This window comes from Microbacterium sp. AC026, from assembly GCF_979258475.1.
This window is the reverse complement of the sequence record NZ_OZ409857.1, coordinates 74,781-86,685: the sequence shown is the minus strand read 5'-3', so window position 1 is coordinate 86,685 and position 11,905 is coordinate 74,781. Positions and strand designations below refer to the sequence as shown.

General features: G+C 68.6%; 9 protein-coding genes and 1 pseudogene. 2 read left to right on the top strand and 8 right to left on the bottom strand.

All coding sequences use genetic code 11. The annotated features are described in order from the left end of the window. The first annotated feature begins 160 nt into the window (after positions 1-160). Entirely contained in the window at positions 161-778 is a 618-nt protein-coding gene (locus ACZZ93_RS00420) for a vitamin K epoxide reductase family protein (RefSeq protein WP_053096588.1), read from the top strand. 67 nt (positions 779-845) lie between these two features. On the opposite strand, the gene ndk is transcribed toward ACZZ93_RS00420, so the two are convergent. From ndk to ACZZ93_RS00395, 5 genes and pseudogenes are all read right to left on the bottom strand, one after another. Further along, positions 846-1,262: a nucleoside-diphosphate kinase gene (gene ndk / locus ACZZ93_RS00415; protein ID WP_029261664.1), complete on the bottom strand. Its 417-nt coding sequence runs from the start codon at positions 1,260-1,262 to the stop codon at positions 846-848. Position 1,263: 1 nt separating this feature from the next. Next, positions 1,264-1,686, bottom strand: a complete 423-nt coding sequence (locus ACZZ93_RS00410) for a DUF4233 domain-containing protein (RefSeq protein WP_053096593.1) — start codon at positions 1,684-1,686, stop codon at positions 1,264-1,266. Then, a complete protein-coding gene (locus ACZZ93_RS00405; protein ID WP_463496720.1) occupies positions 1,674-3,026 on the bottom strand; it encodes a bifunctional folylpolyglutamate synthase/dihydrofolate synthase in 1,353 nt (450 codons plus the stop codon). Before ACZZ93_RS00405 ends, ACZZ93_RS00410 begins: the two co-directional genes overlap by 13 nt. Continuing rightward, positions 3,023-6,387, bottom strand: a pseudogene (gene ileS, locus ACZZ93_RS00400) (isoleucine--tRNA ligase). The gene ACZZ93_RS00405 and the pseudogene ileS overlap by 4 nt, the downstream one beginning before the upstream one ends. A 420-nt stretch (positions 6,388-6,807) precedes the next feature. Continuing rightward, a complete protein-coding gene (locus tag ACZZ93_RS00395) occupies positions 6,808-7,617 on the bottom strand; it encodes an endonuclease domain-containing protein (protein WP_463510254.1) in 810 nt (269 codons plus the stop codon). Between the two features lie 335 nt (positions 7,618-7,952). Here ACZZ93_RS00395 and ACZZ93_RS00390 point away from each other — a divergent pair, with 335 nt between their 5' ends. Beyond that, the gene (locus ACZZ93_RS00390; RefSeq protein WP_072591417.1) at positions 7,953-8,603 is read left to right on the top strand and encodes a pentapeptide repeat-containing protein; all 651 of its coding nucleotides are present in this window, start codon (positions 7,953-7,955) and stop codon (positions 8,601-8,603) included. On the opposite strand, the gene ACZZ93_RS00385 is transcribed toward ACZZ93_RS00390, so the two are convergent. The 3 genes from ACZZ93_RS00385 to ACZZ93_RS00375 are packed head-to-tail and all read right to left on the bottom strand — an operon-like array spanning position 8,593 to position 11,848. After that, a complete protein-coding gene (locus tag ACZZ93_RS00385; RefSeq protein ID WP_463510253.1) occupies positions 8,593-10,101 on the bottom strand; it encodes an ATP-binding cassette domain-containing protein in 1,509 nt (502 codons plus the stop codon). The genes ACZZ93_RS00390 and ACZZ93_RS00385 overlap by 11 nt on opposite strands. Further along, positions 10,098-10,910, bottom strand: coding sequence for an ABC transporter permease (locus ACZZ93_RS00380; protein ID WP_463510252.1), 813 nt, complete (start codon positions 10,908-10,910; stop codon positions 10,098-10,100). Before ACZZ93_RS00380 ends, ACZZ93_RS00385 begins: the two co-directional genes overlap by 4 nt. After that, positions 10,907-11,848, bottom strand: coding sequence for an ABC transporter permease (locus ACZZ93_RS00375; RefSeq protein ID WP_056278920.1), 942 nt, complete (start codon positions 11,846-11,848; stop codon positions 10,907-10,909). The genes ACZZ93_RS00380 and ACZZ93_RS00375 overlap by 4 nt, the downstream gene beginning before the upstream one ends. Positions 11,849-11,905 lie beyond the last annotated feature (57 nt).

Sequence of the window (11,905 nt, the reverse complement as noted above, 5' to 3'; positions counted from 1 at the left end):
CCCCGAAGTCTGCGTCGATGCGCGCCACGACGGGGTCGAGCGATGCATCACAGGCCATTATCGCACCAAGTGCCCCGGTTCGCGGCATCCTCGCGACTCCGGGTCGTTTTCTCCGGCGCGCTCACGCCCGATACATAGCGATCGCTGAGAGAATCCACACATGAGCGAGCAGCGCACCCGCCCCGTCGTCTATGCCGTGTGGTTGATCATCGCGAGCGTCATTGGCTGGTTCGCCGCCTTCCAGCTGACGGTCGAGAAGTTCGTGCTTCTGGAGAACCCGACCGATGCGCTCGCCTGCGATGTGAGCCCCTTCATCCAGTGCAGCAAGAACCTCGGCTCCTGGCAGGGTGAGATCTTCGGCTTCCCCAACCCGCTGCTCGGACTGACCGGGTGGATGGCCCCGTTGGTGATCGGCGTCGCGATCCTCGCCGGGGCGAGGTTCCCGCGGTGGTTCTGGGCGGCCTTCGGCGCGGGGATCACCTTCGCCTTCGGACTCGTCTGCTGGCTCATCGGCCAGAGCCTTTACGCCGCGAACCTCGGGGTTCTGTGCCCGTGGTGCATGGTGACGTGGGCAGTGACCATCCCGACCTTCTTCGCGACGATGCTGCATCTGACCCGCAACGGCACCTTCACACGGAACGAGAAGACCCGGGAACGCGCCGACAAGCTGATGGTCTGGGTTCCGCTGGCCACCATCCTGGCCTACGCGGTCATCATCATGATGGCGCAGCTGCAGGGCCTGGACTTCCTCGGCGAGATGGCGCGCATCATCTTCTGACCCCGCCCGGACATGACGAAGCCCGCCGCACGATCTCGTGCGGCGGGCTTCGTCGTGTGCGGATCGGTCAGTCGAACCAGATGCCGAGCTCGCGTGCGGCCGACTCGGGGCTGTCCGAGCCGTGCACGAGGTTCTGCTGCACTTTGAGACCCCAGTCGCGGCCGAAGTCGCCACGGATCGTGCCGGGCGCGGCGGTGGTGGGGTCGGTCGTGCCGGCGAGCGAGCGGAAGCCCTCGATCACACGGTTGCCGGCGAGGCGGATGGCGACCGACGGGCCCGAGAGCATGAACTCCAGGAGCGGCTCGTAGAAGGGCTTGCCCTCATGCTCCGCGTAGTGCTCGGCGAGCAGGTCGCGGTCGGGCTCGACCAGGCGGATGTCGACGAGGGCGTAGCCCTTCGCTTCGATGCGCGCCAGGATCGTGCCGGTGAGGCCGCGGGCGACACCATCGGGCTTGACGAGGACGAGGGTTTCTTCGGTGGCCATGTCATTCACTCTCTGTCTGAGTCTCAGTCGTGGGCCCGTCGGGACGTCGTGCGTCCAATCGGGCCCCCATGATCGTCGCATACCCCCACATGCCGCCGAAAACCACGACGACGAGCAGGATCGCGGGGACCAGGATAGCCGCCAGAGCGATGACGACCTGCAGGACCCAGCCCGCCGTGATCGCCCACGGCTTCGTGATCATGCCGGCGAGGGCGAGGCAGGCGAGCCCGACGACGGCACCGCCGACGATCCCCCACCATTGCGGGATGCCCGCGGGCAGCGTCTTCAGACCGAAGACCGTGAGCCCCGCGAGGAAGACGACGATGGACTCGAAACCGAGCACGATCGGCGCCAGCTTCTGCACCAGAGTGCGTGGGGGACGCGGCGGACGGGCCGGGCGGGATGCGGCGGTCACGCGCGCCATCCCGACTTCCAGTCCTCTTCCTCGGCGAGAGCGATCGCCTCGCCGGCGAGCACGACCGAGCCGGCGATCACGACGGCCCGGCGATCCGATGACGCCGCCCACTCGCGCGCGGCGTCCGCTGCCTCGGCGAGCGTCGGGTGCACCGTCGCACGCTGTCCCGTCGACTCGACGAGATCGGCGATGAGATCCGCGTCGCTCGCACGGTCGGACTCGGGCGCCGTGGCGAACACATGGGCCGCCGCGGGTGCGAGCTTCGAGACGATACCGGCGGCATCCTTGTCCGCGAGCACGCCGAGCACCACACCCCACTCGTCGAAGTCGAAGCTGTCATCCATCGCCTGCACGAGCGCGGCTGCGCCGTGCGGGTTGTGCGCAGCATCCACGATCACCGTGGGAGCGACGCCCAACAGCTGAAGTCGCCCCGGCGAGGTCGAGCCCTGCAGGCCCTCCGAGATGATGTCGGCGGCGATCGGCTGCTGCGCCCCGCCGATGAGCGACTCCACGGCTGCGACCGCGAGAGCCGCGTTGTGTCCCTGGTGCGCTCCGTACTGGGGCAGGTACTCCTCGACATACGCTCCGGCGAGACCGCGGATGGTCAGCAGCTGTCCGCCGACGGCGAGCTTCTGCTCGGCGAGTCCGAACTCCTCCCCTTCGAAGGCGATCGTGGCGTTCTTCTCGGCAGCGACACGGCGCAGCACCTCGGCGGCCTCCGCGGGCTGCTGGGCCGACACGACGGCAGCGCCCTCCTTGATGATTCCCGCCTTCACTGTCGCGATCTCGGCGATCGTGCCGCCGAGACGATCGGCGTGGTCGATGTCGATGGGCGCGAACACCGCCACATCACCGTCGGCCGTGTTGGTCGAGTCCCACTCGCCGCCCATTCCCACTTCGAGGACGAGCACGTCGACCGGGGCATCCGCCACCGCCACGAAGGCGAGCACGGTGAGCAGCTCGAAGAACGTGAGCGGCTCCTCACCCGCTGCCTCGAGTTCGGCGTCGACGATCTCGACGAACGGTTCGATCTCGTTCCAGGCGTCGACGACGGCGGCATCCTCGATCGGCTCTCCATCGATCACGATGCGCTCGGTGAAGCGCTCGAGGTGCGGACTGGTGAAGAGGCCCGTGCGCAGCCCGTGCGCGCGCAGCAGGGTCTCGATCATGCGAGCGGTCGAGGTCTTGCCGTTCGTACCCGTGATGTGGACGACGCGATACGTGCGCTGCGGATCGTCGAGATACGCGAGGATGCGCGCTGTGCGCTCCTTGCGCGGCTGCACCCAACGCTCCCCCGCACGACTCAGCAGCTTGTCGTAGACGGCATCGGCCTTGTCGCGTGCGCTCATGCGGCGGGCTCCTTCGTCGTGACGTCGATCGTGACGATGATCGGACGCTTGTCGGCGCCCAGGGCGGTCGCACCACTGCGGAAGACGCCGTCACCGGGGCTGGTGACCTCCTGCACGAGGGTGTCCATGTCGTCGGTCGCCTGCACCGCGAACGCGACGGCCAGGGTCTCCCCCGCGATCAGGTCCGCATGCGCCTGCAGCGCCTCGGCATCGGCCGGGCCCACGTTCAGTGCCAGAACGATGCGGTCGCTCACATCGAGGTCCGCATTCTTGCGGGCCTCCTGCACGACGCGGATGGCGTCTCTCGCCAGTCCCTCGGCTTCGAGCTCAGGAGTGGTCGTCGTGTCGAGCAGCACGAATCCGCCGCTCGGCACGATCGCGAGCGCCTCCCCCTCGGGCCGGCCGGTGGTCTCGAGCACGAGGTCGTACTCGCTCGGCTCGAGCACGATGCCACCCGCGGTCACGACGCCGTCGACCTCCGACCAGTCGCCGGACTTCGCGGCCTTGATCACCGTCTGCACGTTCTTGCCCAGGCGCGGACCCGCCGCACGGGCGTTCACGCTCAGCCGGTGGCTGATCCCGTATCCGCCGGCGGTCGTGTCCGACTGCTGGACGAGCTCGACCGACTTGACGTTGAGCTCCTCGCGCAGGATGTCCTCGAACTGGCCGAGCGTGGCCGCCAGAGGTGACACCACCGTGAGGCGTGCGAGTGGCAGCCGCACACGGAGCTTCTCCTTCTTGCGCAGGGCGTTGCCGACGCTCGACAGCTCGCGAACGGCATCCATCGCGTCGCGGATCTCATCCGCCGCGGGGAACGCGGTGTCATCCGGCCAGTCCTGCAGGTGCACGCTGCGTCCGCCCGTGAGCCCCTGCCACACGCGCTCGCTGATGAGCGGCACGAGAGGCGCGGCGACCCGGGTCAGCGTCTCGAGCACCGTGTAGAGCGTGTCGAAGGCGTCTGTGCTCGACCCCTCCCAGAACCGGTCGCGCGAGCGACGGATGTACCAGTTGGTGAGCACCTCGGCGAAGTCGCGCAGACGCGCGGACGCGGTCGTGGAGTCGAGACCCTCGAGGTCCGCTCGCACCTCGCGCACCAGGTCGCCCAGACGAGCGAGGATGTAGCGGTCGAGGACGTCGGTCGAATCAGTGCGCCAGGTCGCCTCGTATCCGCCGGGCTTCGCCGCGTTGGCATACGTCGCGAAGAAGTACCACGAGTTCCACAGCGGGAGCAGGAACTCGCGCACGCCCGAGCGGATGCCCTCTTCGGTCACTGCGAGGTTGCCGCCGCGCAGCACCGAGCTCGACATGAGGAACCAGCGCATCGCGTCGGAGCCGTCGCGGTCGAGCACCTCGGAGACGTCCGGATAGTTGCGCAGCGACTTCGACATCTTGTAGCCGTCGTTGCCCAGGACGATGCCGTGGCAGCTGACGCCCGTGAACGCCGGTCGATCGAACAGCGCCGTCGAGAGCACGTGCATGACGTAGAACCAGCCACGCGTCTGCCCGATGTACTCGACGATGAAGTCGGCGGGCGCATGCGTGTCGAACCACTCCTGGTTCTCGAACGGATAGTGCACCTGCGCGTACGGCATCGAGCCGGAGTCGAACCACACGTCGAAGACGTCCTCGATGCGGCGCATCGTGCTCCGGCCGGTCGGGTCATCGGGGTTCGGACGGGTGAGGTCGTCGATGTATGGGCGGTGCAGGTCGATCTCGCCCTCGGGGTTGCGCGGGAGCGTGCCGAAGTCGCGCTCCATCTCCTCGAGCGAGCCGTAGGCGTCGACGCGCGGGTACTCGGGGTCGTCGCTCTTCCAGATCGGGATCGGCGAGCCCCAGTAGCGGTTGCGGCTGATCGACCAGTCGCGCGCGCCTTCGAGCCACTTGCCGAACTGGCCGTGCTTCACGTTCTCGGGCACCCAGGTGATCTGCTCGTTGTTCGCGAGCAGGTCGTCCTTGATGTCGGTGACGCGGATGAACCAGCTGGACACGGCCTTGTAGATCAGGGATTCCGGCACCGCCAGCAGTGCGGGTACGAGTGCACGTAGCTCTGCTCGCGCAGGAGGCGCCCCTCGGTGCGCAGCAGGCGGATGAGCGGCGTGTTCGCGTCCATCCACAGCTGCCCGGCGACGTCGGTGACGTTCGGCAGGAATCGTCCGCCATCGTCGAGCGACAGGATCGTCGGGATGCCGGCAGCACCGGCCACCCGCTGGTCGTCCTCACCGTAGGCAGGAGCCTGGTGGACGATGCCGGTGCCGTCGCTGACCGTGACGTAGTCGTCGACGAGGATGCGCCAGGCGTTCTCCGTGCCGTAGGTCTCGGCGTCGGCGTAGTAGTCGAAGAGCCGGTCGTAGGTGACGCCCTCGAGCTCGGCTCCGCGCACCGTCGCGTCGACCGCGGCGAGCGCCTCGTCGAGGCTCTCGTATCCGAGCTCCTTGACGTAGCCGCCGAGCAGCTCACGCGCCAGAAGGTAGCGGTGGGCCGAGGCCTCGACGGCGGCATCCGTCGTTCCCGCGACCTGGTGCACGTCGGCAGCTCCTCCGGGACCGGCGGGCAGCACGACGTACTCGATGTCGGGGCCGACGGCGAGCGCGAGGTTGGTGGGGAGGGTCCAGGGGGTGGTCGTCCAGGCGAGTGCCCGCACGGCGGTGAGACCGAGGGCCTCAGCCTTCGCACCGGTCAGCGGGAACGTGACGGTGACCGACGGGTCCTGACGGTTCTGGTACACGTCGTCGTCCATGCGCAGCTCGTGCGCCGACAGCGGGGTCTCGTCGCGCCAGCAGTACGGCAGCACGCGGTATCCCTCGTAGGCGAGTCCCTTGTCGAACAGGGTCTTGAACGCCCAGAGCACGCTCTCCATGTAACCGAGGTCGAGCGTCTTGTATCCGCGCTCGAAGTCGACCCAGCGAGCCTGACGAGTGACGTAGTCCTGCCACTCATGCGTGTACTTGAGCACCGAGTCCTTCGCCTTCGCGTTGAAGACGTCGATGCCCATCTCCTCGATCTGGCTCTTCTCGGTGATGCCGAGCTGCTTCATGGCCTCGAGCTCGGCGGGCAGACCGTGGGTGTCCCAGCCGAAGACACGATCGACCTTCTTGCCGATCATGGTCTGGAATCGCGGGAAGACGTCCTTGGCGTAGCCCGTGAGCAGGTGCCCGTAGTGCGGCAGGCCGTTGGCGAACGGCGGGCCGTCGTAGAAGACCCACTCGTCTTCGCCCTCGCGCTGCTCGATCGAGGCGCGGAAGGTCTGATCGGTCTCCCAGAAGTCGAGCACCTCGCGCTCGATCTGAGGGAACCGAGGGCTCGGGGCGACGGAGGCAGCCTGGTCGGCGGCGGGGCCGAAGGAGGAACGCGGGTAGGTCATGTCGTCTCGCAGGAGTCGTGGCGGATGCTGCTGCGAGGACGATCCGTCCGGCTTGTCGTTCCGGGGACCGCGGTACCACCTCGCGTGCCGCGCCTCACGGCGGAGCCACTCTCACTGCGGCTGTGACGGGCCTGCCCCGCTCGGTTCTACTGAGTCCGCCCTCGCGAGCCGACCGTTCTTCCGAGAGCTCCCCGGTGATGTCCGGATCACAGCTCTTGTCTCCCATTGTACGCGCGGTGCGGCGCGTGCGCCTCCTGCCTCCTGAGCGCGGCCGAAGTCCGTGCGCGCTTCCGACGTCGGTTCTGTCTTCGGAGCCCGCGCCCGCGTCGGCCGAATGCACCTCCGTCGGCCAGTCTCCGGGAATTCGGCCGAGGCACGACGATCTGTCCGACGGTGCGAAGCATCTGAACGGCGGGTCACTCACCCCGCGCGGTGCAGTCCCTGCGCGACCGCGCGCATGATCAGGTCCTGCACGATGTGCCAGTCGAACATGACGTGCGTGTACGACACGCGCATCACGTGATACCCCATCAGCCGCAGTTCGGCATCGTGCCGGATGTCTTCGGATCGCTGCGCACCGACGTGGTGGGCCCCGTCGATCTGTACGACGAATCGGTCGCCCATCAGAGCGTCGACGCGGTGGCCCGCGATCCAGATCTGCACGCGGATCGGCTCTCTCAACCACCGCAGTCGCGCACGAAGGTAGGTCTCCAGCCCCGCGTCGGCGAAAGGAGTGGCCCGTTCGAGAATCAGCCGCGCCGCCGGCTTCCACGAGTATCCGCGCAGAGCTTCCATCGTGACGAGCGACTTGTTGAGCGCTGACTCCCAGGTCGCGAGCGCCCGCTCGAAAGGCTCGCACTCAGCGATGTACGCCAGCACATTCTCGATCGGATCGACGAGCACATCCGGATGACGCGGCACGATCGGACTGCCCCAGTGCACCTGCGCGTCGACACGTCGCCTCCCCGCGGCGTTCGGCCCGACGGCGACGTGTGGCTTGCCCGAATCGTCGTGCAGCCAGAGACCGAGCCGAGCGGCTTGAGTACGGCAGGTCAGCACGACGCCTCGGCGCGCCGCGCTGATCAGCATCCCGTCGGCGGAAGGCACCGCGAGCCATCCTCGTCGCGGCCGGATCAGCACACCGCCTTCGACCGCCGACGCGACCAGGCTCCGAGCGAATCCGCGCTCTTGGATGACGGTGACACGCACGACGCCGCCGAGCTCCGTCATCGTCGCAAAGCAAGTCCTCTGACGTTCTCCGCACCCAGCCAGTGTGGGACGTATCGCGTGCGCGTCGCCCCCCGTTCCAGGCTTGTGCGCACAACGGCGTCTCGTGGCGTTCTGTGCAGGAGCGGTCGAGGCGTCCGCAGACGTCGCTCGCTCGCCACTCTCGTGCTCCCGCTCTCGCTCGGCCGAATCCACCTCCCTCGGTCCGATTCAGCGCGATAGGCCGAGTGAAGCGCATCCGGCCGAGGAAGGAGCAGCCGAACCGAGGAAGGAGCAGCCGAACCGAGGAAGGAGCAGCCGAACCGAGGAGTGTCTCACCCACCCCCTACCCTCGAAGCATGGCCCGCTCCCCCGAATCCCCTGCGGCTCCCCGCGTATCGCCTCCCGACCTTCCCCTCGAGTTCGAGTCGGCGACGGCTCGGCGCAGCGCCGATCTGCTCGCGGCACAGCTCGATCTCGAGGTCGCAGCCGATCTCGCCCACGCCTCACTCGAGCAGTGCACGATCACGGCCGACGCCGACAGCGTCGATCTGACCGGAGCCACCCTCATCGACGTCGACATGACGGGTGTCCGCATCGCCTCGCTCAAGATGCGGGATGCCGGCATCCGTCGCGTGCGCATCAGCGGCGGACGCATCGGCACGCTCGATCTGAGCAGCGCCCGAATCGACGAGCTGGAGCTCCGCGACGTGCGGATCGACTATCTGAACCTGGGGGCGTCGAAGGCCACGGACGTCGAGATCACCGCGTGCAGCATCCGGACGATCGACATGCCCCAGGCCGAGCTCACCCGCGTGCGCTTCACCGACACGCGCTGCGACGAGGTGGACTCCCGCGGCATGCGCGCCACGCACGTCGACCTGCGCGGGCTCGACGCCTCGGCGTTCCTCGATGCGAACAGCCTCCGCGGCACGACCCTGAGCAGCTTCCAGGTGCAGCAGCTCGCACCGGTACTCGCGGCGGGGATCGGCATCCAGGTCAGGGACTGACCGGCCGGTTCGCGTCGAGCAGCTCCTGAGTGAACGGATGCTGCGGCGATTCGAACACGTCCGTGACTGCACCCTGTTCGACGATGACGCCGTCCTGCATCACCAGCACGTCGTCGGCGACCGCCCCGACGACATCGAGATCGTGCGACACGAAGATCATGGTCAGCCGACGCTCGCGCTGCAGCCTCAGCAGCAGCTGGATCACGCGCTCACGCACCGACGGATCCAGAGCCGACACCGGCTCGTCCAGCACGAGCACCTCGGGCTCGGCAGCCAGTGCCCGAGCGATGGCGGCACGCTGTCGTTGCCCACCCGACAGCGCGGACGGCCTCCGGGTCGCCAATACGGGGTCGAGGTCGACCTCGGCGAGAAGCTCGGACACCCGCGCGGCCCGCAGCGCCCGAGGCACGCCGCCCGCGGCGAGCGCCTCCCTCAGCGACCGCCCGATGCTCCATCGAGGATCGAATGCGCCGAGCGGATTCTGGTGCACGAGCTGCACGCGGTGCTCGCCGATCCAGCGCAGGCCGCCGTCGTCCGGCTGCTCGACACCGACGATCATCCGGGCGAGCGTCGTCTTGCCCGACCCCGATTCCCCGACGATGCCGAGTGTGCGTCCCTGATGCACGGCGAACGACGCGTCGTTCACGGCGGCGATCTCCTCGTATGTCCTGGTGACGCCTGTGGCGACGAGCACGGGTGTCACGTCGTCGGTAGAGGTCACACGCGGCTCGTGCATCGTCGCGGCGATCAGCTGTCGGGTGTACGCGTGCTGCGGCTTCTCGAGAACCTCGCCGACGGGCCCGGACTCGACGACCACGCCGTTGCGCATGACCAGCACGCGATCGGCGATGCGACGGACGGCCGCGAAGTCGTGGCTGATGAACACGATCGCGGTGCCGGCGTCGGCGATGTCGCGGAGGAGTCCGAGGATCCTCGCCTGCACCGTCGCATCGAGAGCCGTGGTCGGCTCGTCCGCGACGAGGATCGCGGGTTCGGCCGCGATGGCCGAGGCGATCAGTGCCCGCTGCCTGAGTCCGCCGGAGAGCTCGTGCGGGTACTGCCGCGCTCGGCGGGCGGCGTCCGGCATCCAGACGCGGTGCAGCAGCTCCTGCACTCTTTCGCGCAGCGCCGCTCGTCCGGACCTGAGGCCGTGGAGACGCAGGGGTTCGGCGATCTCCGATCCCACCCGTTGCAGCGGATCGAGCGAGACGAGGGCATCCTGCGAGACGAGCGCGATGCCCGCGCCGCGCAGAGACCGCCAACGCCGCTCGCCGAACCGCGCGACATCCGTCCCGTCGATGGTGAACCGTTCGAACCGCACGCGTGCGTCTGCGGGCGTCAGTCCGAGAAGTGCCCGAGCGGTGAGCGACTTGCCCGCGCCCGACTCACCGACGATGGCGACGCACTCCCCTCGCGCCACCGACAGCGACACCCCGTCGACGACGGGCGTCCCACCGAAGTCGATGCGCAACCCCTGCAGCTCGAGCGCTTCCGTCACGACGTCCGCCCCTCTGCTCTGGCACGCAGCACGCGGCCGACGATCGTCGCCGCGACCACGGTGAGGGTGATCGCGATGCCGGGGAACACGGCGATCCACCAGGCCTGTCCGAGCACGTTGCGTCCTCCGGCGAGCATGAGGCCCCACTCGGGAGTGGGCTCTGACGGGCCGAGACCGAGGAAGCTGAGTCCGGCGGCCGCGAGGATGCTCGAGCCGATGCCGATCGTCGCGAGCACGCTCAGCGACCCGAGCACACCCGGCACGACATGCCGGACGAACGCGGGCACCGGGGGGACGCCGAGGATCCGGGCGGCCTCGACGTGCTCGGCGTTGTGAAGGGTGCGGGTCTGCACCCTCGCCAGCCGGATGTAGACGGGGACGGCGGCGAGCGTCACGGCGATCGCGATGTTGACCGGTCCGGGCCCGAGCACCGCCACGACCACGAGCGCGACCAGGAACTCGGGGAAGGCCATGAGCACATCGTTCACCCGCATGAGTGCTGCGTCGACTCCCCGCGGGGCGAGGCCGGCGAGCGCACCGATGAGCAGCCCCACGGCGAGCGCGATGCCCGTGGCGAGCAGGCCGATGCCGATCGAGCGCCCGGCCCCGTAGAGCACGCGCGAGTAGACGTCACGCCCGCTCTGATCGGTGCCGAACAGATGCTCGGCGCTGGGCGGCAGAAGCGATGCGCGCACGTCGGTCTGAAGAGGGTCGTGCGTGGCGAGGACAGCGGGGAAGGCCGCAGCGAATGCGAGCACCAGCAGCACGGCCACGGCGCACCAGAGCAGCACGGTCTGCGCGCGCTTCATCGCCTTCCTCCCCGCCCGGTGCGCAGCCGAGGATCGATGAGCGGATGCAGCAGCTCGATCACGAGGTTCACGATCACGAAGACGATGGCACTGAGCAGGATGATCCCGGTGATCACCGGCAGATCGCGGTTCGTGATGGCCGCGAGGGTGACCCGGCCGAGGCCCGCCCTGGCGAACACGGTCTCTACGAGCACCGCTCCTCCGAGCACCGATCCGGTCAGGTAGGCCGCCAGGGTCACGGCATTCGCGGCACCGTGTCTCAGTCCGTGACGCAGCGTGAACCAGGACGGGCTCGCACCCCGCGCCCGCACGGTCTCGGCGAACGGCATCCGCTCGGCCTGCACGAGTCCATCCCGCAGCACCTGGCTGAGCAGCGCCGCCACGGGAAGCGCGAGCGTGATGGCCGGCAGCACGATCGTCGCCGGATTGCGGGCACCCGAGACAGGGAACCACCCCAGTCCGAATGCGAAGACGCTGAGCAGGATCAGTCCGATCCAGAACACGGGCGACGACAGGATGACGAGTTCGATGCCCGCGGCGACGGCTCGCCCTGCCTGGCCTCGCACCAGCAGGGCGACGGCGAGCGCGAGCAGCACGGCGATCACGAGAGCCAGCGCCGAGAGCTGCAGCGTCGATCCGAGCTGACGGCCGATGACCTCGGTCACCGGCATCCGCAGCTGATACGACTCGCCCAGGTCTCCCCGGGCGAGCTGACCGATGAAGGTCAGATACTGCTCGAGCGGGGGTCGATCGAGGCCGAGCTCCGCACGGATGCCGTCCTTGACCGCCTCGCTCACCTGAGCCTGCGGCCCGAGCATCACCGAGACCGGATCGCCCGGGATGACGCGGAACGCCAGGAAGACGAGTGTCGCCGCGCCCCAGAGCACGATCACGACGGATGCCGCGAGACCGGCGATCCGGATGAGCGCTGCCTTCACCGTTGGCGCCCTCTCGACGATCTCTGAGCACCCTTCGGCACGCGGCGCTCGCTCACG

What these genes read in the sequence shown, in the direction of transcription:
- ACZZ93_RS00420 (WP_053096588.1), top strand. Translation starts at nt 161, where the DNA reads ATGAGCGAGCAGCGCACCCGCCCCGTCGTCTATGCCGTGTGGTTGATC.
- ndk (WP_029261664.1), bottom strand. Translation starts at nt 1,262, where the DNA reads ATGGCCACCGAAGAAACCCTCGTCCTCGTCAAGCCCGATGGTGTCGCC.
- ACZZ93_RS00410 (WP_053096593.1), bottom strand. Translation starts at nt 1,686, where the DNA reads ATGGCGCGCGTGACCGCCGCATCCCGCCCGGCCCGTCCGCCGCGTCCC.
- ACZZ93_RS00405 (WP_463496720.1), bottom strand. Translation starts at nt 3,026, where the DNA reads ATGAGCGCACGCGACAAGGCCGATGCCGTCTACGACAAGCTGCTGAGT.
- ACZZ93_RS00395 (WP_463510254.1), bottom strand. Translation starts at nt 7,617, where the DNA reads ATGACGGAGCTCGGCGGCGTCGTGCGTGTCACCGTCATCCAAGAGCGC.
- ACZZ93_RS00390 (WP_072591417.1), top strand. Translation starts at nt 7,953, where the DNA reads ATGGCCCGCTCCCCCGAATCCCCTGCGGCTCCCCGCGTATCGCCTCCC.
- ACZZ93_RS00380 (WP_463510252.1), bottom strand. Translation starts at nt 10,910, where the DNA reads ATGAAGCGCGCGCAGACCGTGCTGCTCTGGTGCGCCGTGGCCGTGCTG.